The organism is Paenibacillus sp. JT31N11 (assembly GCF_056269285.1).
Genome location: NZ_JBWDNQ010000003.1, coordinates 620,536 through 645,362, shown reverse-complemented (window position 1 = coordinate 645,362; position 24,827 = coordinate 620,536). Strand labels below are relative to the sequence as shown.

Annotated in this window: 20 protein-coding genes; 5 read left to right on the top strand and 15 right to left on the bottom strand. The window is 51.3% G+C overall.

Annotated elements, in window-relative coordinates; genetic code table 11:
• Window positions 1-3 precede the first annotated feature (3 nt).
• The 12 genes from AC0YNV_RS15525 to AC0YNV_RS15470 all read right to left on the bottom strand — a co-directional run bounded on the left by AC0YNV_RS15525 (window position 4) and on the right by AC0YNV_RS15470 (window position 16,528).
• Window positions 4-882: a carbohydrate ABC transporter permease gene (locus tag AC0YNV_RS15525; RefSeq protein WP_379114105.1), complete on the bottom strand. Its 879-nt coding sequence runs from the start codon at window positions 880-882 to the stop codon at window positions 4-6.
• Window positions 883-981: 99 nt separating this feature from the next.
• Complete coding sequence (locus AC0YNV_RS15520; RefSeq protein ID WP_475768843.1) at window positions 982-2,307, bottom strand: ABC transporter substrate-binding protein; 1,326 nt, start codon at window positions 2,305-2,307, stop codon at window positions 982-984.
• An 81-nt stretch (window positions 2,308-2,388) separates the two neighbouring features.
• The gene (locus AC0YNV_RS15515; protein WP_475768842.1) at window positions 2,389-4,011 is read right to left on the bottom strand and encodes a response regulator; all 1,623 of its coding nucleotides are present in this window, start codon (window positions 4,009-4,011) and stop codon (window positions 2,389-2,391) included.
• Window positions 3,989-5,770 (bottom strand): sensor histidine kinase, encoded by a 1,782-nt coding sequence (locus tag AC0YNV_RS15510; RefSeq protein ID WP_210038029.1) that lies wholly within the window; start codon window positions 5,768-5,770, stop codon window positions 3,989-3,991. The genes AC0YNV_RS15515 and AC0YNV_RS15510 overlap by 23 nt, the downstream gene beginning before the upstream one ends.
• Before the next feature lie 398 nt (window positions 5,771-6,168).
• A complete protein-coding gene (locus tag AC0YNV_RS15505; protein ID WP_475768841.1) occupies window positions 6,169-7,020 on the bottom strand; it encodes a sugar phosphate isomerase/epimerase family protein in 852 nt (283 codons plus the stop codon).
• A 12-nt stretch (window positions 7,021-7,032) separates the two neighbouring features.
• The gene (locus tag AC0YNV_RS15500) at window positions 7,033-8,097 is read right to left on the bottom strand and encodes a Gfo/Idh/MocA family protein (protein ID WP_475768840.1); all 1,065 of its coding nucleotides are present in this window, start codon (window positions 8,095-8,097) and stop codon (window positions 7,033-7,035) included.
• 76 nt (window positions 8,098-8,173) lie between these two features.
• A complete protein-coding gene (locus tag AC0YNV_RS15495; protein ID WP_475768839.1) occupies window positions 8,174-8,326 on the bottom strand; it encodes a hypothetical protein in 153 nt (50 codons plus the stop codon).
• Between the two features lie 123 nt (window positions 8,327-8,449).
• Window positions 8,450-9,814, bottom strand: coding sequence for an alpha-L-fucosidase (locus tag AC0YNV_RS15490; protein ID WP_475768838.1), 1,365 nt, complete (start codon window positions 9,812-9,814; stop codon window positions 8,450-8,452).
• Between the two features lie 307 nt (window positions 9,815-10,121).
• Window positions 10,122-11,813: an ABC transporter substrate-binding protein gene (locus tag AC0YNV_RS15485; RefSeq protein ID WP_475768837.1), complete on the bottom strand. Its 1,692-nt coding sequence runs from the start codon at window positions 11,811-11,813 to the stop codon at window positions 10,122-10,124.
• Window positions 11,814-11,827: 14 nt separating this feature from the next.
• Window positions 11,828-12,727, bottom strand: a complete 900-nt coding sequence (locus AC0YNV_RS15480) for a carbohydrate ABC transporter permease (protein WP_475768836.1) — start codon at window positions 12,725-12,727, stop codon at window positions 11,828-11,830.
• Between the two features lie 12 nt (window positions 12,728-12,739).
• Complete coding sequence (locus tag AC0YNV_RS15475; RefSeq protein WP_475768942.1) at window positions 12,740-13,678, bottom strand: ABC transporter permease; 939 nt, start codon at window positions 13,676-13,678, stop codon at window positions 12,740-12,742.
• Window positions 13,679-14,200: 522 nt separating this feature from the next.
• Complete coding sequence (locus tag AC0YNV_RS15470; RefSeq protein ID WP_475768835.1) at window positions 14,201-16,528, bottom strand: helix-turn-helix domain-containing protein; 2,328 nt, start codon at window positions 16,526-16,528, stop codon at window positions 14,201-14,203.
• A gap of 261 nt (window positions 16,529-16,789) precedes the next feature.
• Between AC0YNV_RS15470 and AC0YNV_RS15465 the strand changes: the two genes are divergently transcribed.
• The 3 genes from AC0YNV_RS15465 to AC0YNV_RS15455 are packed head-to-tail and all read left to right on the top strand — an operon-like array spanning window position 16,790 to window position 18,035.
• Window positions 16,790-17,389 carry a TetR/AcrR family transcriptional regulator gene (locus tag AC0YNV_RS15465; protein WP_475768834.1) on the top strand — a complete coding sequence of 200 codons (600 nt, stop codon included), beginning with the start codon at window positions 16,790-16,792 and terminating at the stop codon, window positions 17,387-17,389.
• Window positions 17,386-17,724, top strand: a complete 339-nt coding sequence (locus AC0YNV_RS15460; RefSeq protein WP_475768833.1) for a DMT family transporter — start codon at window positions 17,386-17,388, stop codon at window positions 17,722-17,724. Before AC0YNV_RS15465 ends, AC0YNV_RS15460 begins: the two co-directional genes overlap by 4 nt.
• Window positions 17,724-18,035 carry a DMT family transporter gene (locus AC0YNV_RS15455; RefSeq protein WP_475768832.1) on the top strand — a complete coding sequence of 104 codons (312 nt, stop codon included), beginning with the start codon at window positions 17,724-17,726 and terminating at the stop codon, window positions 18,033-18,035. Before AC0YNV_RS15460 ends, AC0YNV_RS15455 begins: the two co-directional genes overlap by 1 nt.
• A gap of 215 nt (window positions 18,036-18,250) precedes the next feature.
• Here the strand turns inward: AC0YNV_RS15455 and AC0YNV_RS15450 are convergent, their stop codons facing one another.
• Complete coding sequence (locus AC0YNV_RS15450; RefSeq protein ID WP_475768941.1) at window positions 18,251-19,735, bottom strand: DHA2 family efflux MFS transporter permease subunit; 1,485 nt, start codon at window positions 19,733-19,735, stop codon at window positions 18,251-18,253.
• Between the two features lie 101 nt (window positions 19,736-19,836).
• On the bottom strand, window positions 19,837-20,430 hold the full coding sequence (locus AC0YNV_RS15445) for a TetR/AcrR family transcriptional regulator (protein ID WP_475768831.1): 594 nt from the start codon (window positions 20,428-20,430) through the stop codon (window positions 19,837-19,839).
• Between the two features lie 193 nt (window positions 20,431-20,623).
• On the opposite strand from AC0YNV_RS15445, the gene AC0YNV_RS15440 reads away from it, so the two are divergent.
• On the top strand, window positions 20,624-21,472 hold the full coding sequence (locus AC0YNV_RS15440) for an AraC family transcriptional regulator (RefSeq protein ID WP_475768830.1): 849 nt from the start codon (window positions 20,624-20,626) through the stop codon (window positions 21,470-21,472).
• A gap of 115 nt (window positions 21,473-21,587) precedes the next feature.
• Window positions 21,588-22,421, top strand: a complete 834-nt coding sequence (locus tag AC0YNV_RS15435; RefSeq protein ID WP_475768829.1) for a phytanoyl-CoA dioxygenase family protein — start codon at window positions 21,588-21,590, stop codon at window positions 22,419-22,421.
• Between the two features lie 1,214 nt (window positions 22,422-23,635).
• Here the strand turns inward: AC0YNV_RS15435 and AC0YNV_RS15430 are convergent.
• Entirely contained in the window at window positions 23,636-24,802 is a 1,167-nt protein-coding gene (locus AC0YNV_RS15430; RefSeq protein WP_475768828.1) for a sn-glycerol-1-phosphate dehydrogenase, read from the bottom strand.
• Between the last annotated feature and the right edge of the window lie 25 nt (window positions 24,803-24,827).

The following is a 24,827-nucleotide window of genomic DNA, read 5'->3' as shown; positions in this document are numbered from 1 at the left end:
CTATTAGTCCTCGTAATGCACCCAGCGTTTGGATATGCCCATTTGAAACAGTGTCAGCGACAAAATGATCAGAAACAGGATTACCGCCGCCGCCGTGCTTTTGCCAAATGTAAAGTCTACAAACGCGGTCTCATAAATATGGAACACAATGGTATAGCTGGCCTTGGCCGGCCCTCCTGAGGTCATGACGAAGGACTGGTCGAATACCTGAAAGGAACCGATGATCGACATGATGGTGACAAAGAAGGTGGTCGGCGAGATCAAAGGAATGGTAATATGGCGCAGCTGCTGCCACTTGCTTGCTCCATCAATCTGGGAAGCTTCATAATAGCTTGCCGATATGCCCTGCAGACCCGCAAGAAACAGCACCATATTGCCGCCAAGCCCCATCCAGATGCTGAGCATAGCAATGGACGGCATAACAAAATGCGTATCCGTCAGCCACATCGGCCCTTTGATCCCGAACCATTCCTTCAAATACAGATTGATGAGCCCAAAATCCGCGTTGAACAACCACATGAATACGACGGCTACCGCAACCGACATCGTGATGTTCGGCATGAAATAGATCAGCCGGTAGAGCACTTTTCCCCTTACCCGGTTGAGTCCGATCGCGACGAGCAGAGCCAGCAGAATGCCGGTCGGCACCGTCAGCAGGGTGTAATAAAGCGTATTGACAATGGCGATCCGGAATTCTTCATCCTTGAATTGGGAGATAAAGTTATCCAATCCGACAAATGACCGCTCTCCGAAGCCATCCCAATTCATCAAACTCAGCACAAATGCCATAATGAGCGGAAGCAGCGAGAAACAGAGCAGCCCGACGAATTGCGGGAAAATGAAGAAGTATCCCCAGAAGCCGTCCGTCGTCTTGTTGTTCAAGGGCTGCCGGTGCGGGCCAATTTCCGGGCTTATGGTGCCTGCTGCCTGTGTTTGCCTGGTATTCACATCCATCGTCATCCCAACTTTCTTTTGCTGGCCTTATTTCTTCTTATATTCGTCGATTTTTTTGTTGGCAAGATCCTGAATCTCCTGCATGGCCGTATCCAGATCCTCATTCTTGAGCCAAAGCGCTTCAAAACGGGAGTTAATGTCCGTGCTAAGTCCTGGAATGCCGGCTTCGGCAGGCGTCAGTGCATAACCGACTTCCCGTGCATCGAGAAACAGCTTCGCATGCTCCGGCAGATTGCCTTCCAGTACCACATCGTCCGCTCCTTTGACGGACGGAACAGCGTTGCCGCCGCCCTGCAGGCGATAGATCTGGCCTTCTTTACTGACGAACTCCGTCAGGAACTTGTAGGATGCTTCTTTTTGCTTGGAAGCTTTATTCAACACCATATAAGCAGTGGGAATACCGGCTGGCTCAATTTTGTTGCCTGTATTGGTCGGCCAGGTTACCACGTCATATTCGAGACTGGCATTTTTCTTGAACAGCGGGAGGTACCAGCGTCCGGCCCCGACAAATCCGACCTGATTGGACATGAACATGGCATCGCCGCCTTGGCCTTTGGGAAGTGTACCTGAGAAAGTAATATTTTTGGCCTTCACGTTATCATAGAGGAACTGGAAGGCTTCCTTTGCTTTGGGATCGGAGTTGCCGACATAGGCTCCAGACTCGTCATATACTTTACCGCCGTTAGCGGTTACCCAGCTGTGGGTGCTGTTCCAGGAATTATCCAGCACATAGCCGTATTTGCCGGTTGTGCGGATTTTCTCTGTCATCAGCTTGAATGCGTCCCACGTCCATTCGCCCTTCTCCTGAAGATCTGCAGGCATATCGGTGACTCCTGCATCCTTCAGCACCTTCTTGTTATACCAGAGAACCATGGGATTACAGTCCACCATGATGCCGTAAATTTTGTTGTCGCGCTGCGCTGCGCCCCACAGTCCTTCGTAGTAATCCTCCTTCTTCAGCGTGCTGTCCGACACTTCCATCAAGGGTGTTAGCTCTTCAATGCTGCCATTCTCAATCAGCTTTACGATGAAGGCATCACCCGCATAAAAGATATCCGGCGCCTTGCCGCCCGTAAGCTGCGTCAGGATTTTCTGATCGTATTCGCCGGGAATCGGAATAAGCTCGGCTTCAATATCAGGATGCTTGGCGTTAAAATCCTTGGTAAATTCCTGAAATCTTGTCAATTCGCCAGGATTCCCCCATGTCGCCCAGGTAATTTTTACTTTCTCCCCTTTGGGCGGCGCTGTATTTCCCCCTTCGGTCTGAGCTTCTTCATTGCCTGCCGCACAAGCCTGCAGCAGAATCGATAGAGTAAGAACAAGAGCCAGCAGCGACCATTTTTGCTTTTTCATTACGAATTCCTCCTTTAAATTGTCTACCCATGCCGCCACTTCTACTAATGGAAGCGCTTTTATTATAAAATACGAGAATTTTCAAGAAAACGGGTTTTGTTCCGATAACGTGTCTTGTTTTCCGCTGTTTGCTTGTCCTCCCGGTTTATGGGGCTGTCCGTGATATTCACCCGGCGAGAGTCCGACAATTTTCTTGAACTGCTTGCTGAAGTGCTTGACGTCGTTGAAGCCCGACTGCTCCGCAACCTCATAGACTCTCAGCGTTGACTCCGCCAGCAGCTCCTTGGCCCTGTTGACTCGCAAGGCAATCAGATAATCGATAAAGTTCTTCCCCGTCACCTTCTTGAACATTTCGCTGAAATAATTCCGGCTGACATTGACTTCATCCGCCACCTGCTGCAGGGAAATCGCCTCGGTGAAATGCTCCGTCATGAACTGCACCGCCTGCATCACAATCCGCCCGTGAAGCGTGGTGTCCGGAATTCCGGAATCATTCGTCACCGGCATGCTGCTAAAGCAGGCCTCCACATGCTCCGCAATATCTGCCGCAAAATCAAGCTTGCTAAGCTTGCGGATATGATGCACCATCGCCGTATTGTTATGCTTGCTTAACGTGAGCAGGCTGAGCAGCTGCTCGGCTTCAACAATGACCTGCTGCTTCGTCTTGAATTGGCGGCTCCAATGGCCGGTGATCCGCTTCAGCTGGAGCAAGGCTTCGGAATGATTCTCCACAGCCAACGCTTCCTTGAGCAGATGCATAATGTCGCCATGATCGGGAAGAGGCTGGCAAGCTGGCTGAGGCCTTTCCTCCGCCATCACGATGCTGCCCGGACCGTAAAAGAATGTATCCTCGAGCGCCTGCTGCGCTTCCGCAAAAGCAGCCTGAAGCTCCCGCAAATCCCCATGCAGCCGGCTGATCCCAGCCGCATACACATCATCGGCCAGCTCCCCGCCCCGGACGGCTTGGCCGACAACCTCCTCCGCCCGCCCCGCTGACAATACCCGCTCAGGAATAACCGCTATCAGCAGATCCGGGTGGATTGCGGCGGCAGCGGGAGCTTCCAGCCTTTCATACAAAAGGGTTTTCATTGATCCAATCCCCCGGCTTAGCCGGACTTCAGACTCCAGAGAATGCGGCTTGATGCCATGGACCTGAAGGACAGCCATGACGTAACGAGGCGGAATATCCGTCAGATTCACTATCAGCGAAGCGCAGGCCTCCTCATTGCCGTGAACGGCCTTAATCAACAGCTTCTCCAGCTCTTCCTGCTGCTCGGCAAGCTGCTTGTCCCGATACTTCTCGAGCAGCTCCCGGTTCGCCTGCTCCTCCCGGAGTTTCACCCGCATCTGGTCCAGAATCGTCTTGAGCGAATCGGCGTTCAATGTCGGTTTCAGGATATAATCGGACGCGCCCAGCCTGATCCCTTCCCGCACATAATCGAAATCGCTATGGCAGCTGAGCAGCAGAACCTTGACCCAGGGACACAGCTCCCGCGCCCGGCGCGTCAGCTCCAGTCCGTCCATCACCGGCATGGCGATATCGGTAATCAGAATATCCACTTCCCCGTTCTCGAGCCACTTCATCGCACGCATGCCGTTTGCGGCTTCGCCCACCAGCCGGTAGCCGTTTCCCTCCCAATCGAACGTGGCGCGAAGTCCGGCCCTGGCCATGAATTCATCGTCAACGAGCAGCACTCTGCACATATTTATCCTCCTTTCTCCGCGAGAACGTAATCAGCACCGAAGTGCCTTCCCCTTCTCCGCTGGCCACTTTTACCCCGTAGGCATTACCGTAATACAGCTTGATCGTTTGATCCACATGCCGCAGCCCGATGCTCGTCATCCCTTTCGTCGTACGCTCCTTGCTGCTGATCAGCAGTTGGCTGATCCGCTCCCTGTCAATGCCGACTCCGTCATCCTTGATCCGGATGAGCAGATCCTCTCCCAGCTGCTGCACCTGGATGGCGATCGTCCCCTTCTCATCCTTGGGAGCAATCCCGTGGAAGATGGCATTCTCCACGATCGGCTGCAGCAGCATGCGGGGGATCGGAACGTCGAGCAGCTCTTCCGGACAGTCGGTATACAGCTCAATCTTGTTCTCGTACCGGTACTCCTGGATAATCATATATTTCTCCAGCAGCTCAAGCTCACCGCCGATGGTGCCGAATACGCCTCCCCGCTCCAGGCTCCCTTCCAGCAGCTGAACAAGCGTCGTAACGGCATTATCCACATCATTCGTGCGGTTGAGCTTGGCCATCCAGCGAATGGAGTTCAGCGTATTGTACAAGAAATGGGGATTGATCTGGTAGCGCAGAGCGCGGATTTCCGCCTTCTTCTTCTCCGATTCCTCTTCCGAGATACGCTCGATCAAGAGCGCGATCTGTCCGATCATTTTGTTGAAGCTGCGCCCCAGCTGGCCAATTTCGTTTCGTCCGATGTGACCGCTTCTGACCGTCAGATCCCCGGCTTCGCCCTTCTTCATCAGCCGGCTGAGGTTAACGAGCGGATTGCCGATTTTGCGGATTCCGAATACCCCCATGCCTACAGCAAGCACGATGGAGCCCAAAGCGATCCAGAGCGTAAAATTGCGGATACTGGCAGAGTCTGCGGTCAGCTCCTTCAGCGGAACAACACCGACTACATGCCAGCCGTTATCCAGCTTCTCGGGAATAACCAGCGTTTTCTTCTTATCGCTATCGCTCTCCCGCATCTTCTCCGGCAGCTCGATCCTTGAGGCTTGTCCGTATTCCGCCGGGTCGGGGTGATAGAAATAACGGTTCTCGTCATTGGTCACATAGATATAGCCGGTATCGCCGAACTGCACACGATCAAGCTCGTCAATGAGCAGATCGGCCATGATTTCATAGAACATCACGCCGATGATCTCCCCCGTCTCCCAGCTGCGGATGGCGCGGCCCAACCCGAATACGGGAAAGCCCATTTCCGTTTTCTTCAGGTACGAGGTTTGCGAAAGTCCGAACCAGACCGTATTGCCGTTCGCCTTCAGAATGGCTTCATACCAGTCGGAATCCCATTGATCGGGGACGGACATGAGAGAATCTCCGCTGAACACGGAATTGTTGCGTTTTACATCGAAGATGTAGATGTCGAGAATTTCCGTGGAATTGATCATAATGGATGTCAGCAGCTCTTTGCCGTTCTTCACCATCTCATTGAGTTCGTATGGGGTGGTCTCCGGCTTTTGCTCCAATACCTCCTGAATGAGCTTGCTGTTGAGCACCATCATGGAGGAGTCGTCAAGCTTCTTGAAGAACAGATTCAGCTTGTCGCTGACCTGCGTGATGGTAAGGGACGCCACCTTGCTGACCTGCTCCTCCACAATAGCCGAGGATTTGTTATAGGACAGGAAGCCCATTACAAGTACAGGAAGCGTCATGCCGATAAAACAAAACAAAAACAGCTGAATAACGATCGATTGCAGATGCCGAAACCGAAACCGCATGAGGATTCATCCTTTCCTGCCAGATTTGATTATCCGCTTACAGCTTTGGAACTTTACCTCCCTTCTGATTGTAAATTTCCATAGCAAAAAAACCATGGGCAGGACGACTGGGTAAAAAAACAAATCTCGTCACCACCTCATCGCTAAGGATTGACCCTTTAATTCGCCACAGGCGGGATATCCCCCTTCTTTGGGTGCCATTTTAAGGTAAACAAGTTGGAGGCTAGCCCTATCCTGACCCAATGAATTCCATACAAATAGAAACAGACGCGCTTTGGAAGCACGCCTGTTTCTATTTCTTACTATTAAACTTATATCAAGTATATGCTATTATACCTCTGTCTAAAGGCGTGGTGAAATAGTCTGACAAAATGCTCTTTCAGAAAATCACAAGCCTTCTAGGCCAGCAGTCTTCTCACATTGCCCAGCCCTATGCGGGTGCCGGTCCGGCACTCTTCCATGCCTTCAAATTCTATGGAGATATATCCGTCATAGCCGGACTCCTTCACAATTCGCAGCACCTCCGGAATGTCGATGTCGCCTTGACCCGCAATGGCGCCGCGAAGGAAATTGCCTGACGCTGTCTTGAACCAGCCCTCGCCGGGATCGCGGTAAGAGGGACGTAGATAAAAGTCTTTAATATGCACCATGGAAGCAAAAGGGAGATTCTTCTTCACCGCCGATACCGGATCCTCGTCCGCGCACATAAAATTGCCGATATCCAGCGTTGTCTTGAAATTCGGCCGGTCCACCGCATGAATAAGCGCCTGCACACGATCGCTTGCCTGGATAAAATAGCCGTGATTCTCCACGCTTGTCGTAATTCCGAACCCTGCCGCATAATCCGCGACCTGCCGGCAGCCCTCCGCAAGCCGCGGCAGCTGCTTCAGAAAATGGCTCATGGATGTATCCGGATGCGAAGCGACATCATGGCGCATCAGCTTGACGCCAAGGCTGCGTGCAATGTCCACTTCCCCCTTCAAACGCCGGACTTCCTGCTCGAAGGCCTGGTCATCAAGCGCAGCCAGATTGCCCCCTACCGCATAGTTGGAAATCGCAATGCCCGCTTCCTTGGCGCGCTCCACGATTTGACCGACAAGCTCCGGCGTTTGCGCAAAATCAAGACCAAGCGGCACAATTTCCACATGCTCGCCACCTTCGGCGGCAATCCAGTCAATGACATCCAGCACCGTCATTTCGCCTTTCCTGACCGCTTGCCACAGGCTGTACGTGCTGACACCGATTTTCACAGCTATCTCCTCCTATTGTAAATATTTGATTTCTTCCCCTTTTTCAGCCGACTCATAAATACCGCATAAAATCTTCATCATCTCCAAGCCGTCCTCCACCGGGCTGATCGGGGTTTGTTTCTCACGGACGCAGTCAATAAAATGATCGATTTCATTCTGAAAAGCGGAATCCAGATGAAAGCCGGGATGATCCGTTTGCGGCGTTATATTGAGAATCGTATCATACTTTTCGGTTACCATCGAGAGTGCAGGGTCAATTTCCACCCCTCCCTTGTCGCCAAACAGGGTAATGCTGGTCTTGTTCTCTTTTGCATGCAGCGTGAAGCTCGCCTCCAACATCAGAGAAGCACCGTTCTCAAAACGGATGAGCGCATTGGCCATATCCTCCACCGTGTTCTTGGCTGCATCATAATCAGCTGCTTTATAAGCGGTCAGATGCTTCACATTCGAGCGGTTGCCCAGCTTGCGGTAAGCATTGGCAGAGATTGATTTCACCTTCGGCCTACCCATCAAATACCAACACAGATCAATAACGTGAACCCCAATATCAATAACGGGACCGCCGCCGGAACGCTCCTTATCGGCAAACCATCCTCCAGGATTGCCAATACGGCGGATGCTTGAAGCCCGCGCATAATAAAAATCGCCGAATTCACCCCGGTCTGCAAACTGCTTCACCAGCATCGCATTACGGTCATAACGCCGTACATATCCGATCTGGAGCAAACCGTCATATAGCCTGACTGCCTCCTGAATGCGGCCCGCTTCTTCAACGGTGCGGCAGAGCGGCTTCTCCAGCAACACTTTTTTGCCCGCTTGGATGGCGACAATGCTCAGCTGCGCGTGGGTATTGTTCCAGGTGCAAATGCTGAGCGCATCAAGCTCCGGGTCTGCCAGCAGCTCTTTATAATCGGTGTAGACCCTGGAAGCGCCGTATTTGTCAGCTGCTTCTTGCGCACGATCCAGATTCAGATCGCAGATCGCATAGATCTCGGTATAAGGGTTATTTCGGTATGCGTTCAGATGAAGCTCGGAAATGGTCCCAACGCCGATAACGCCAACTTTAGTAAGTTTCATTGCCTATTCCCTCCTGAAATTCATCACAGTATCCGCCAAAATAGCCGCTGCGAGAGCGACCTCCATCGATATCCACCTATTCATCGCGGGTATGGGCCTGCGCAAGGTCGCCAGGGCCGAATACAACAGAGGGCATGCCCGCTCGGACCAGCTTGCTGGTGTCGGAACCGTAAGGGGCCCCGATAGTCTTCTGCTGCCGCCTTCTGCAGACTGATGACAAACGGTTCATCCGGCGATACCTCCATTGCGAAATCGACCACAAGCGGATCGCCTGCCATCAGTTTTATCTCTGGAACACGCGCTCCCAGTCCCAGCAGCTCTTCTTCTTGCGTGTTCCCGATTCTCCCTTCCTTTACCGCTCTTTGCCATCCGCATACACCGATGTGCCTCTTGTCAGCGCCCATTCCGCTATGCGGGCCGGATCTCCTTCCCAGAGCCTTTCTTTACCCCATTGGTTTGCCTCCGGCTCCCCTTCGCATTCGATGCGGATGACCGGGAACAGCTTGGTCGGACGTTCGACGGGAAGACCTTCGATCCAGAGCACATCGCCGTCCTGTCTGAATGCCAGTTCCTGCCCGGTTGTGAGCAGCGTGACCAATCTGACTGGAGTGGTCAGATCGGCAAGCCGCATTTGCGGTCTTCCATCCCAGAAACGGATAATCAGATACAGATTATTTCCGCGCGTCGTTTGGCGGCCGCGTGTGATAAATTCCGTTACGGAACCGCCATCGGAGCCGTATACCGCTTCGCCATGCACCTCAAGCCAACGGCTGATCTCAAGCGCTCGCTGAACAAACTCAGGAGGAAGCTGCCCGTCCGGCATCGGACCCACATTCAGCAGCAGATTGCCGCCGTTGTCCCCGCCTTTCTCTGCACATTCGCAAAGCATATCCAGCAGGTAGTCGGCCGGACGCCACCGCTCCCCGATCGTATAGCTCCACAGGCGCCAGGTGGTCACCTGATTGGATTCCCACAGTCGCCGTTTATCCGGAATAATGAGATGCTCCGGCGTTCCGAAATCCCCCAGCTTATCCGAATCGCCCGCTCCTACGCCGCCGTCGGCCCGGAACGCATCATGACTGGCGGAATAACCAAGCCGGTTATTAATCAAAATATGAGGCTGCAGCCTGCGCATGCTTTCTACAAGCTCAACGCTCTTCAGATCATCCGCATTGCGGGGCCACACCCCGTCGAAGAAGAAGTGGTCGATTTGTCCATAATTCGTGAGCAGCTCCTTCACCTGATTATGAAGATAATCGCGCACCTGGCCCCATCCGTCCGGGTCCTTCTGCGGACCGTCAAAATAAGCGGGCAGCCTCCAGTCAATCCAGGAATAATAAAGTCCGACACGCAGCCCTTCCGCCCGGAAGGCATCAACAAATTCCCTGACAAAATCGCGTTTCGGCGCCTGCTTCGCACTGGAATAATCGGTGTAGGCACTGTCCCACAAGCAGTACCCGTCATGATGCCGGGTAGTCAGACAGGCGTATTTAAAGCCCGCCTGCCTGGCGGTTGCGGCCCACAGCTTTGGATCAAAATGCTCTGGATTCCAGCTGCATGCACGCTCAGCATACTCCTTATGATCCAGATGTTCCCGGAACAGCACCTGCTCCCCCCGGCCATATTGGACGTAAGGTCCCCAATGGATAAACATTCCATATCTGCTTTCGGTAAACCATTTCCAATAATCAGGTATTGTATAAGCATCATAAGACATGTTGTAAATTCCTTCCTTCTCCTCCGGATTTAAGAACCCAATAAACAGGGCGCTGCGCATCATCCCTGTTTTAGAAGGTTCGAGCCGCGCAGCGCTAGGTTTATCCGATTTATTAAGAGAACTGTTCCTCAAAATTTCACAGGTGAAAAATAGGCAGCGGAGCGGGCGGAATCGATCTGGAGAAACGTTAGTGGTCGCCTTTGTTTCCGGATTTCTACCGCTAAATCTCTTATATAATAAGGAATCCGGGGACAACAGCGATCGTAAGACGATCCGCATGCGCAGTGGTCGCCCTTTCACCCGCACTCTATGAAGCAGCCTGTTTGTTGGAATCGTAGGCTTCCTGATAGACTTCCAGGTAACGCTGCAGATTCATGCTGTCGAGCGTGGATATATATTTCTCCCACTGTTCATCAACATCCGCATTGCCTGTAATAAACCGGGCCTCCATCTCACTCACATAGTCGTATAACGTCTTGGACAGATCGGCAATCTCTTCGGTTTGATCCGTTGTGAAGAAGAGAGCCGGCAGCACCATCTTGGCATCGACACGGTAAGGCTCGTACTTTTCCTTGGTTTCCTTGTACAGCATCGGGTCCAGCGGATTTTCGGGGTCGGCTACTGCTCCGAGGCGCAGAGAATTCGGACGGTAATTCGGACCGGTTTGCGACCAATTTTTATTTTGCGTGACGCCAAAGCTCGACATATCCTTGTATACCGCCTGCTCGCCGTTCAGACCGATTTCTCCGTCCTTGGCCCATCTCCAGTCTACATCGGGTTCGCCGATATCCAGGCGAAGCGTCATTTCGCGGTCATAAAGGGCATCCGCCAGACGGAACGCCGCTTCCGGATTTTTGCAGGCCGACGTGATCACGAATGCGCCGCCTGCTATCTGGTAGGGATCATACTGCGTAAGCTGTACGCCTTCAGGTCCTTTGAGCGGCGGTACGGCTACATAATCCAGCCATCTTCCGCTCGCGCCGTTCAACTGCGTCACTGCGCTCATATTAGGGCCGGAAGCAGCGCCGAAAATAACCGTATCCGGGTTCTCGCCCAGCTGCACCAGCTGGGTGGCATCCTGCGTCAGAGCCTGCGGGTCCATCAACCCGTCCGCGTACAGCTTATGCAGATATTTCATTCCTTCCTTCCAGCCATCTTTATTGTAAGGAACGTCAATCTTATTTTCGTCATTGATATAGATTCGTGAATAAGGTGCATACGTAAACGAATTCATCAGGAAGTGTTCCACGCTGGTCGTTAATGTAGACGACTGGTTGGGGAGCGGAGCTCCCGAGAATGGAATCTCATCGGCAAGGCCGTTTCCGTTTGGATCCTGCGTCTTGAAGGCCTTGAGCACATTATAGAATTCTTCGGTGGTCGTCGGCATCTTCAGATTCAGCTTGTCGAGCCAAGGCTGATAGATCCACATTTTCTGCCGCATGGAGCAATGATAGCATTCGTTTGGAGCAGGCAAAGCGTAGATTTTGCCGTCCGTTGTCGTAATTGCGCCTTCGACAAGCGGACTTTCCGCGAACATTTTTTTTGTATTTACCCCGTATTTTTCAATGTAATCGTTCAGCGGAAGGAAAACCTCCTGCTGGCCGTACAGCACCTGCTGCTCATTGGTGACACCCATGCTCATAAGAACATCCGGCAAATCGCCGCTCGCGAGCGTCAGATTCAGCTTCTCGGAGACTGAGCTTGCGGGAACGACTTCCCACTCAATATGAATGTTTGTTTTTTCTTCCAGATATTTGGTGAATTCGTTGGTGGCAAAATCCTCAACAGATGCATTGGCGCCGGTCATGATTCGAAGGGTTATTTTCTCATTAGTGATCGGAAACTGATCTGCAGCCGATACGGCAGAGCCGCTTGCCCCGCTGCTATTGCCGTTATTGTCAGAACCGCTGCTGTTGTTGCCGGAATTGCTGCAAGCGCCAAGAATATTTGCCATGATGATCACGCATAATGCCATGCCAAGGATTGTTTTCTTCTTCAAGCCATTCGCCCCCATTATCCTTTTAATGAACCAACCATAACGCCTTTGACAAAATACTTTTGCACAAATGGATAAATTACAAGCAGCGGAACCGAGGAAATGACAATCAGCGAATATTTGAGCAGCACACGCATCGCTTCCCGGCGCGCCGCATCCTCGGGATCTCCGGACAGCATGCCCGTATCGACATCATTGCCGATCAGGATGTCCTTGAGCACCAGCTGCAGAGGATAAAGCGATTGATGCTTCAAATAAATCATCGCATTAAAATACTGGTTCCAATTGGCAGCCGCATAATATAAGGCAATAACGGCAATGATGGGACCGGAAATCCGCAGGACGATCTTCCAGACGAATTTAAAATCACTGCAGCCATCCAATTGGGCGGCCTCCAGCAGCTCATCGGGAACCGTCATTTGAAAATAGGTCCTCGTGATGATGACATTCCATACCGACATGGCGCTCGGGATAATCATCGCCCAGATCGAATCCAGCATGCCAAGCTGCTTAACGACCAGATAGGTTGGAATCAGCCCCCCTGTAAACATGGTTGTGAACATAAACAGGATCATGAACGTATTTTTGCCGTAAAAATCCTTGCGCGATAAAGGATAGGCTGCGAGTATGGTGACAAACACGTTCACCAGCGTCCCGATTACGGTATAGATTAATGAATTCCGCAGACCTGTCCATACCTGACTGTACTGCGCAACAGCGGCATAACCGTCCAGCGTCGGCCTGACAGGCCACAGCCACACCTCGCCGGAGATGACCGCCGATGAATCGCTGAACGAAGCGCTGACGATAAAGAGCAGCGGATACAAAATAACGAGAAACAACAGAGTCAGCACGGTATAGTTTACGATCGTAAACCATTTGTCTTGGGCAGACTCATGACGAAATGAATGATTCACATGATCGCTCCTTTACCATAGACTGGTCTGCTTTGTTTTTTGCGCAATTTTATTCACGGTCAATAACAGAATTAAATTGATAACCGACTTAAACAATCCGATGGCCGTTGAGTAGGAATAGTTCGCCACCTGTGAGGACAACCCGACCTTATACACATAGGTATCGATAATTTCGGCTGCGGTCAGGTTAACGGGATTCTGCAGGAGCAGCACCTTCTCGAAGCCGACATCGAGCACATGCCCGGTGTTCAGAATCAACAGGATGATGGCAATCGGCATAATGCCCGGCAAATCGACATGCCACATCCGCTTCAATTTGGTGGCGCCATCCACGACCGCCGCTTCATGCTGCGCAGGATCAATGCCGGATAACGCTGCCAGAAAGATGATGCAGTTGAAACCGATATGCTGCCAGATATCGGACCAGACGAAGATCGATTTGAACATGGAGGCCTCGCCCATAAAATTTATGGCCGGAAATCCCAGGGCGGTGATGAATTTGTTCACGATTCCGGTCCGCGGATCAAGCAGCTCCTTGATGATCCCGACCATGACGACGATGGATACAAAATGAGGCGCATAGGTGACCATCTGAATCGTTTTCTTGTATAATCCGCCACGGATATAATTGAGGCAGAGCGCAAGAAGAATGGGGAAGGGAAAGCTCGCCATCAGATTATAAAAGCTGAGCAGCAGCGTGTTCTTCAGGATGCGCCAGAAATCATAGGAATGGATAAAACGGTCAAAATGCTTCAACCCCGCCCAATCGCTTCCCCATATTCCTTTGACGACCGAATAATTTTTGAAGGCAATTTGCGCCCCGTACATCGGTACGTATTTGAATATAATCAGATAGAGGAAAGGGATGGCCATCAGCACATATAACTGCCAGCTGTGCAGCAGCTTTTTACGGATGGATCGATTTGATATCTTCTTCGCGGGTACTGCCATGGCATATTTATTCACGGATAAACTCACTCATTCTCACCTCACGCATACAGGATGTCGCAACCGGCTGCCGCAATGCTTCATGATGGATAGAGGCTTCCTTGCGCATGGTTGCTGCTCATCAGCCCTTATCGAGCCTTTCAGGTTTTCTCTTATGCGGCCACCGCCTTGTAATGAGTTACTCGGCCTCGCGCTGTGCAGGAAGTGCGACGGCCTGAGATGAGCATAAGCAGACGGCCGATTATAGTAAATTGGAACTCCTCTTGCCCCTATGCATCTGTTAAGAAAAGCAGCGTGCAATTGTTATTCCCATGTGCATTTGTTAAGAAAAGGCCGAATTTTCCTTGATTCCGTTGACATTTGCTGCTTGGAGAACGAACCTCTTGAGGCAAATCAGCTGCTTTCCACTGGGATACCGGCAGAGGACTGAGGTGAAACCTATCCCTTGAGATTCTTAAAAAAGACAAAACCCCCGGAAAGTAAGCCGAAGCTTAATAATTCCCGGGGGTTCTATGGAATGAAAGGCTACGATACCGATGTCTTGGCTGACAGCTCCGTATCCCGATACGTCGTCGCACTGACGCCGGTCCCGCGCTTGAACGCCCGGCTGAACGTATTGGATGAATGATAGCCGACCTGAAGGGCGATTTCCCCGATTGCCAGACTGGTTTGTGTCAGCAGACCCTTGGCCTGCTCCATCCGCAGTCCCTCCAGGTACTCCGAGAAATTCGTACCGGTCTGCTCTTTGAAAAATTGAGATAAATACACCTTGGAGGTGTTCATCTGATCCGCCACGCTGTCCAGGTTGAGGTTGGGCTCGCTGTACCGCTGGCCAAGCAGCTCGATAATGGAGTCGATCAGACGCACGTTGCGGCTTTTCTTCTTCCGGTCAATCTCCTGGCAGATGCCCGTGAATCTGTCCATCACCAGCGGGTAGACCAGAGCTGGCTTATCCGAGGCATACAGCTGCTGGAACAGCATCTTCACATCCCCCTGATTATGGAGCATCAGTTGGTCCTGCACCTTCACCAGACTGCCGAGAACTTCGCACAGAAACAGCTGCTGCATGGCGAACGACAGATGCCTGTCCTGAAAGTTTTCCCGGTTCAGCATGGAAAGGAGCTTGTCCACCTCCGTCATCTCGCCGGCCTTCACATAATTGATAAGACGGGTCTCAACCTCGCTCGGGAAATAGAAGCTGCTGCTTTCATTTGGCAGCTCATCATACCAGACAAGCCCTTCCGCTTGTTCCCAATTGGTATAGTAAAGCGATTGCCTGGCTTCCTCATAGGAGCTTGACATATCCATCAGAGAGTCGCAGAAGCTGCCCACTGCAACTGCCGGCGTAACCGGCAGCTGCGCGCGGACATCTTCTTGAACAAGCAGCATAATGCCCTCGATGACGGATTTGAACGATTCCCCCTCCTCCACGGGATTCACGAACAGCACCGCAATCTTGTCCTCCGCCACATCATGCAAATACCCGTATTTGCCCAGCCGGTTTCTGAGGATTTCCTTGATGATAACCCTGCTGACATCCAGCTTGTGCAGGAGATCTGCATTCAAGTCGGTTTCCATCCCGGGGAAATGAACGACCCCAATGGCATAGCCTTGGCCGCTGATCTCCATCCGCTGATGCCGCAGCAGCGAATTGATTTCATTCATGGTCAGAAACTCGCCCTTGAGCAGGCGTTCAAAGAACGTCTCCCATAATAAAGGAGCCTGCTTCTCGATTTCCCCCTGCAGCTCCAGATTATTGTCGATCAGCCGGGAGACGGAATGCTGGATAAAGCCGTACATATCGCCGGGGCGGCTGTTCTCTGCGCTGAACCGGTCGGTAATCGTCTTGATGATCCCATGCAGCGGTCTGCTGCTGCGGTACGCAAACAGATAAGCCAGGAGCAGGCCGGCAAACAGGAAAGCAAAGACGATGGCGAAGGTGATATTTTTGATATACAGTACCTTCTGCAGCACGACATGAGGCGGCTGCGCGACAACATAGGACCAGTCATTGTAGGTTGAATTCGTATAGGTGATCAGCATATCGTCCGTTTTGCCGGATGCATTGATTATGCCCTTGGACAGCTTATAGTCGATGGTATCCGTCTTGGGCTTTTTCCCGTCGGCGGAGACGAAGCTGATAACCTGACCTTCATTATTGACGATGGATGCCCACCCGCCGTCGGACAAATTAAGACCGCTAAGCAGAGACTGCACCTCGCGGTTATCCACCAGAATCTCCAATGCGCCCTGAATATGTCCAGGGTAGCCCAGACTTTGCACATAAGTCAGCATGGAATAGGATCTCCCCTGATAGGTGACCTCTTCCGCGGGCAGAAAAGTCTGCGCATGAAAATTGCCGAACATCTCGCTGCGCCAGGAATCATAATTCTTATCCGCATAGGTCAAGGTGCTGCGGTAAAATCGGGACAGCTCATAGCTGGTTTTGGAGGACAAGGCCAGATTGCTGTTTTTGAATAACAGAAAATAATCCAACACAAAATTATTGGATACATTGTAGCTATATAATCTCTTCTGCGTCTCCAGCACCTTATAGGTGGTGGTGCCGCTGAAAGGATCGGTCACGCGCTGGAACCCTTTCACCTGAGGATCGCTGAGCACCTGCATGGCGATCGTGTTGATCTCCGACAAACGGCGGTCCATGGTGTCTTTCACCTGATCCAGCAGCTCCAGATTGTTTCGCGTCACTTCCTTCTTCATCGCATCATAGGTTTTATTGTACAGAACAAGCCCCAGCAGCAATGCCAGCAGCATGAATAATAAATAAGGAATCAGCAAGCGGACAAATAATCGATGGCGCGACAAGCTTCCACGAATAGGAAATCGCCTCATGACTCTCCCTCCTATGTTCATGGTTGAACGATGAATTTGTAATAGTGCCCTTTATTAACCTGATCAAAACCTTATGTTAGAAATCATAACATCGAATTCCAGTTACCACAAGATTAGTAGAATGGAGGCATTTCTTGTCGAATGTACTTTCGTTCTGTACAAAAGATTATCATTAAAGCGCTTTCGTTGTAAAGAAGGCGGCTGTTGACAACAAAAAAGAGTTATGAGAATATTACCTAACGACCGTTAGGAAGGTGAATTATGAGCAAGCTCAATATTCAGAAGGCTGCGCTCTCCCATTTTGCCCGGAGCGGCTATGAGGGGGCCTCACTGAGCCAGATTGCCGAGGAGGTTGGCATCAGGAAGCCGTCTATTTATGCGCACTATAAAGGTAAGGACGACTTGTTCCTGCATGTTGTGCGGGATGTTTTTCATACCGTGCAGCGCCGGATACTGGAATATTTCCAGGCACGGAGCGGTGAGCCTGTGGAAGACATTTTGAATGGATTGTTTGGATGGATCCTGCAGGAGTACGAGCAGGATGACGCCGCCAAGTGCTTGCTGCGCATGGTATATTTTCCTCCGGACAAGCTGTATCAAGAGATTGCGGATATCGCCAATCCGTTCATTGACGGCATGCAGCGCAAATTGATTTCCTACTTGAGGCAGTCCCATCAAGCCGGAACATTCCTGTGCACGGACTATGAAGAAGCCGCGGTTGCTTATATAACGCTTGTGGACGGAGCGATCATCGAATTGATATATGGCGGGCCCGAGCGTTACGGCAAGCGTGTGCAGGCAGCGTGGCTCATTTATTGGCGGGGAGTAACTTCCCAAACCGGAAGGGATTTGACATCATGAATCGGTATTGGATCTATGTGATTTTCGCCGGCCTGCTTGAGGTGGTATGGGTCTCAGGCCTCAAATATTCCGATTCTCCTCTGGAATGGATCGGTACCGGCGCGATCATCGTGATCAGCTTTGCCGCCATTATTGTATCCAGCAGCAAGCTGCCGGTAGGGACGGTCTATGCTGTCTTCACCGGCCTTGGGACAGGCGGATCGGTAATCGTGGAGATCCTGCTGTTCCATGAACCTTTTAAACTATCAAAAATCATTCTCGTCGCGATCCTGTTGGCCGGAGTCATCGGTCTGAAATTCGTCACCGGCGACAATCCGAAGAGGGAGGCTGCATAATGGCTTGGGCTGCAATTATTTTGGCCGGCTTTCTGGAAATCTTCGGTGTGATCAATATCAAACGCCTCACAATGAAAAAGTGGGACGCAGCTCTTTATCTGTTTTTGTTATTCGGCTGCAGTCTGTATCTGATGTCCTTTGCGATGAAAACTCTGCCGATGGGTACGGCTTATGCCGTCTGGACAGGACTCGGCACCGTATGCGCCACTCTGCTTGGCATGTTCAAGTACGGCGAAACCAAAGAATGGCGCCGGCTGCTCTTTATCGCCATGATTATAGGTTCGACTGTCGGTTTGAAGCTGGTTTCCTGAAAGAGCTTGCCTGTTGTATAAAGCTTGATCCAACAAGAAGAAACGGCTGTCGCCGTCCTTTTGGCGGCGCGGGTAGTTTCTTCCCAGCAGAGATATAAGCAAAGTAAGGTGGAATTTTATACTTTCTGATGGATTAAAAAATACGGCTCGCCCGTAAGCGAACCGCATAAATGAGAATAATTAATTCCCGGGAAATAAAATTAACACGCCTTGGCTTATGCGCTGCGTGTCTCTTTCTTCACATTCACCGTTTGGCTTTCCTTTTGTATATTTACACGTCTGATAAATAATGCAATGACAAGTCCGATAATCGCCACAACCATGGCGAATATAAAGGCATTTTGTATGCCGGCAGTCAACGCTCCCAGAGCTGCAGCCGGTTCAGAGGGATCCGCCGCCGACTCCATGAATTTCTTTTGGCCCGCCGTCATGATGCTGACCGCCAGCGCCGTGCCGATTGCACCGGCAACCTGCTGCAGGGTGTTCATGATCGCCGTTCCATCCGGATAGAACTCGCGGGGCAGCTGATTGAGACCGTTGGTCTGGGCAGGCATGAATACCATCGCGACGCCGATCATCAGACAGGAATGCAGCACGATGATCAGCGCCGTCGTGGATGCCGCTGTAATCCCCGCGAAGAACCAGAGCACAACTGCGAGGATAATAAGTCCGGGAATGACCAGCCATCTCGGGCCGTATTTGTCGAACAAATGCCCCATGACCGGCGACAATGCACCGTTAATAATTCCTCCCGGCAGCAGGATCAAGCCGGCCGTTAAAGCGGACATGGACATTCCTGTCTGCAAATACATCGGAAGGATCAGCATGGAGGACAAAATCACCATCATGCAGATAAATACCATTAATACCCCGACAACAAACATCGGATATTTGAACGCACGGAGGTTGATCATCGGCTGCTTCATCGAGAATTGACGAAGCGCAAACAGAAGCAGCGCCACAATTCCGATCGCCATCGCAACGATGACCTTGGTGCTGCCCCAGCCTCCTTCACCTTCACCCGCGCTGCTGAAGCCGAACACGATACCGCCGAAGCCAAGCGTCGAGAACAGGATCGATGTAATATCAAATCTGGGCTTGGTGATCGTCGACACATTCTGCATATACAAAATACCGAAGGCAAGCGCGATCAGCAGAAACGGAAGCGACAGCCAGAAAATCCAGTGCCAGCTCAGGTTCTCGATCAGCAGTCCGGCAAATGTCGGGCCGATCGCAGGAGCAAACATAATTACAAGGCCGATAATACCCATAGCCGCTCCCCTTTTCTCAACAGGGAAAATAATAAGGATCGTATTAAACATCAAGGGAAGCAATAAACCTGTTCCAATCGCCTGCAGAACCCTTGCAACCATCAGTATTTCAAAAGAGCCTGAAAGCGCCGCAACCAGCGTCCCCAGAATGGAGAACAGAAGCGATGCCACAAACAGCTGCCTTGTGGTGAACCACTGCAGAAGCAGGCCTGAAACGGGAACGAGAATTCCCAATGTGAGCAAATAGCCTGTCGTCAGCCATTGGACGGTTGCCGGCGTAATATTGAGCACCTGCATCAAATCGCTGAGGGCGACATTAAGCGCCGTTTCGCTGAACAAACCGATAAATCCGCTGAGCAGCAGGGAAACCATAATCGGGATAACTTTAAACGTTTGACCGGGGTCGATCTTTGTTGAACCTGTCAGCATGCTTGCTTCCATGTTTTCTCATTCTCCCATTCATATCTATCTCTATGTTTTTATTGTTTGTTGCTTTGATGCCATAGCTGACTCCAAGGTCTGCAGCAAAATCATTCCGAAGTCCGCTGCGCGCATTTGTGAACGATAAACGGGATGTACCTGGAGGCTGTAAGGAGCGGCGTTTTATCCTTATTCGTCTGTGCCAGTATTAATGCTCCTTCAACCAGAGAAACGATCACCGTTGCCGTCTCCGCCGCGCTGCCCCGCTCGATGCCGGACTGTGCCAGATGCTCTGCAATAACCGACTGCCACTGTGTTAATGCATCCTGGCAGGCAGCCCTCAGTTTATCGCTTATGGAGGAGGTTTCCACCGATACCCAGAAGCTGAATGGCATAAATTCTTCGAAATTCGTCGCTTCCGCTTCATCGGCTATTTCCAGGACAAAGGCCTGGATGGCCTCTGCCGGCCCCTCATTTGCCGCAAAATAATCTCTCCATTTTTGGACGACAAACTCCTTTACCGAAGCAATGCACTGCAGGGCAAGCTCTTCCTTGCCGGCAGGAAAATAATAATACAATGAGCCCTTGGGACATTCACTCTCCTTAATGATTTGATTTAAACCCGTTGCATGATAGCCTTGTGTAAAAAACAGCTTGGACGCCGTCTCCAAAATGCCCGCACGCGAGTTTTGTTTGCTTGTCATCGGCTAACCTCCAGAATTATAGCGAACGGTCTATTTAATTTAACCGTGCATCGATGAAGATGTCAACCTTTTTTCATGGGCTTCGCTATAGTGCCAGACGGTGAATGATCGGCTATACTTCAGTTATACGATAAGTCGGATTTTTAACGATCGATCAAGCTTGGCCCTCTTTCCGGAGAAAGGATGAACGATATTGGAGCAGGATGAGGTTCGGGAGGAACTGCCTTTCCGTTCGCTTTTCGAAAGTCTGACCTATATTGGAATAGTCTCCCGCCAGTCCTGGGATGTCGAGAAGCATGAGCATGATCATTTCGAGCTCTGTTATGTAGACGAGGGCGAAGGCTGGTTCGCCATTGACCAGTTCCTGTATGAGGTGGAAGCAGGTGATTTGTTTCTGACCAAGCCCGGAGAACGCCATCAGGGAGCGGCGAGCGGCCGCATGCCCTACAGGCTTTATTATCTCGGCTTCCAGATCGACGGTCTCCGCTCGCTGGAGCTCGATTATATCGAGCTGGGTGTAAAACGGGTGGTCAAGGACACTTCCGGTGCCGTGAAACGGATATGCGATCATATTTTTGATGAAATCAACGGACAGCAGCTGCATGCCAATGTGATCGTACAGGGTTATTTTCTGCAAATGCTCGTCTCCGTCATTCGCGCTTATCAAGGAGACGGCTCCGGCGGTCATCATCCCAGAACCGTCACGCCTGCGGTTAAAGGCGTGCTTGCCCATCTGCATGAATACGTCCGGTTCCATCACGATGTCCGCGAGCTGGCCAGTAGGGTCCACTTGAGCAGAACCCATCTTGAACGGGAATTCAAGCGATGCATGGGAGTTCCGCTGGGGCATTACATCCGCTCGCTCTGTCTGGACCGCGCCAAATATTGGCTGGGGGAATCCAATGATTCCGTGACGGCCATCGCCGAGCGGCTGGAATTTGGCGGAATTCATCACTTCAGCCTTTTCTTCAAGCGCCTTACAGGCATTTCCCCCTTGGCCTATCGGCAGCAGGCGGCCAAACAGCCCAGGAAAAGTACATGAAATGAAATGACGAAAAACGTTAAATAGAAGGAGATATCCCGTAAAGACCCGACCCGGCAAAGCAGTTAAACTGTACCTGAGCAAGCCAATCCGCTTCGTAAAGGAGACAGCATTCATGAACGATACCCTTATTTTGCCGCAGGCCGAGGACCAACGCTTTTTTGAAGAGAACGGTTATTGGATATCGCCTAAAATCATTGATGATGACAGACTGGAGGAGCTTCGGGCGCATATGGAGCTGGTCCACAACGGCATCTTCGAAACCGGACGCGCACCGCACCATGGCTACTGGAAGCCAGAGGATGGCAACGTCCTCCGGAAAACCGACAATTCCCACTGGGCTGACCCTATACTCCGCGGTCTTGCAGCCGACCCGATTATCGGCCATATAGCCGCGCTTCTGATGAAAGCGGACGCCATTGCGCTGTGGCATGATCAGCTGCTCTACAAGCCGGGCCGTCCCCGGGATGGACAGCGGCCTTCCGCCAATGTCGGATGGCATCAGGACTACTCCTATTGGCGCGCAGCGGCTGAGCCGTCGCTCATTACCGCCTGGGTAGCCTTTGACGATGTGGATCTGTCCAACGGCTGCATGCAGGTCGTTCCCCGCAGCAACCGGTGGGGATTGGTCAATGTCAATGACTTCTTCGAGCAGGACATGAAGAAGCAGCAGGAGCAGATCAATCTGCCGGAGGGGGAGCAATTCCGCACCGTTCCGCTGATCATGAAGGCCGGGCAGGTCAGCTTCCACCATGCGCTGACGATCCACGGCAGCGGTCCCAATACGACCGACAAGCCGCGCAGATCATTGGCAGTCCATCTGATGACAGGCGATACGCGTTACAAGGCAGGCACCAGAGGCGACAATCATATGAATGTGGCGCTCCTTGGCGGCCAGGACGGCGATTTGTTCGCCGGCGATCCATTCCCGGTTTTGTACAGGAGATAGGCCCCGCATTTTTTCGCATCGCGCGCCAGCTGCCAGCGTACGGTACGAAAGACGGTGACACAATTTAACCTTAACATAAAAAATCCAGAGTCATTTCTTATCGATTGCTGTTTTGAACATTTGCGGTTAAGAAGAAACGGATTCGCTATTATTTGGAAGTACAGCAAGTTTATTCTATCAGAAATATAAGCAAAGTATGGAGGAATTGTATACTTTTTTCTATTTTAAGAAGAACCGGCTGAGGCCGTCCTTACGGATCTATCAATAATAAACAGCCATTCCGGGCTCCGCATGAGTCCGAAATGGCTGTTATTATTATTTATGGCCAGTTGCAAAGCCGCTTATTTATTCAGCGCTGCTCTGGCGCAGCCCGGATATATATTTTTTTATTGTCTGCATTTTGTTTGTTATTAATATATTCACAATTATCTCCAAACAAGAATCAAATCCGTCTTTAATGTGATGTCTTACAACAAAATATTTGAATTTATTGATAACTGCAGATCGAAGAGATGTTGTGTTCTCCCAGTTATCTGTACCGCAGACAGCTGTCTATGAGGCAAGTGTACAATCATCTGGTTGTACTCGAACATAGAATATACAGAAAACCAATCCTAACCATGAAGGGAGTTTGAACCATGTCTACTAATCATGGTAATCCATGTGAAGACCAATGCTGTCCTCCACTGCCTGCGATCTTTGATCCACCGCAATATATTGTGAACGACTACTACCATCCGCAGGTACAGCCTGTTATTCACCAGATCGAAGTCATTAACCAGCATCACTGTGTGCCTGTACCTCAGCATATGTACACTTATAGCGAAAAAGATATCATGTGCAGAGTATCCAGCAAACGCAAATCCGTAAAAAAACACAGCAAAAAACGCAGCAGATAATTAGTCATTGCGGGAGCAGCCTGCTGCTTATGCTGAACTATTCCCATCACATTTACCATTAGAGCGAAAAGCCTCCAGCGCACTTTCAAAGTGCACTAGGAGGCTTTTTTTGGTATGCAATGGCGTAATTATCCTGCTAAAAACCGCAACCGGGGGAGGAATCTGGCGTGCTGTGTTCCCACCATTTGCTGCAGCAGCCATTGTCCCAGTGCCATAGTGCAAACGCGAGCTTGCCATTGCGCGAGCTTGCCATTGCGGGAGCACCGTTTGGTGCTGCCCGCATTATAATGAAGCTCTAGCCTACTTTCCCTATTGTCAACCTTGCGGAATTTCGCTGATCGCACGCAGAAGCGTGTGCCGGTTCAAGCGGACGCGATATGCTTCCCGCTTGCTTCGCTCCAGCAGCTGCGGATCGAGACCAAGCTCAGCGATTGTGGAAGGTCCTCCGACCGTCTGCAGCAGGTGGCGAATTTCAGCCTCATCCGGGAGCTTCGCAAGCTCGGGGCTGATCTCGTTCCATCCTGTCACCGCCTGCGCTTGCTGTTCGGCAGCGAAATCATGATACAATGCCGTAATTTCAGCGCAGGCTACTCCCACCTTCGCGCCGTGGAGAAGCTGCCTCTTACCGGTTTGGATATACTCCATTTCCCAATAGTGGGACAGATGATGCTCCGCTCCCGAAGCGGGATGCGACTGCCCGAACAACAGCATCGCCAATCCCGAATCGATGAGCGCCTCAATCAGAACGCGAATTCCTTTCTCTGTCCGGTTCCCGATCTCTCCGGCATGCCGGACACAGGCTTCGAGCGCCTCTTCCGTGATGTCGGCAACAAGCGTCGAATAAGGCTCGTCTGCTGTAATTTTGCCCACTTTCCAGTCGAACAGCGAGGTGTATTTGCCCAGCATATCTCCGAATCCCGCAGCAACCATCTTCCCCGGCGCTGCGCGCAAAATATCCAGATCGGCAAAAATCGCCACAGGCCCGATTGCCGGGATCGTTATTTTTTCGCCGCGGATGATGATCGGCGCGCCTTTGGAGGTAAAGCCGTCTACAGACGGAGCCGTCGGGACGGATACGAACGGCAGCTTCGTCGTATATGCGGCGTATCTGGCTATATCATGCAGCGTCCCGCTGCCGGCAGCCAGCACCAAATCAGCAGCAGTGCGCTGAATGTCGAGAATCAGCTGGATGATGGATGCTTCATCGGCAATCACATCTCCCTGCCTGTCGGGCTTGATCAATGTGACGGCCGCCGTTAAACCAAGCTGCTGCAAATTGTCTGCTAGCTGCTGTCCTGCTATCCGGTATGTATGGTCATCTGCCACTATGACAATATTTCTGTATCCGTTATCAACAATATAAGGAGCCGCCTGCGTAATGCCACCGGCTTCAATAAGAATGGGGTCGGGAAATAACCCTTCCCCGTTTGCGAAGCCCATTTGTCTGGCGGCATGCTTGATTTTAACCATGGAATCACTCATATTATATCTCCTCTGCAGGGTTCAG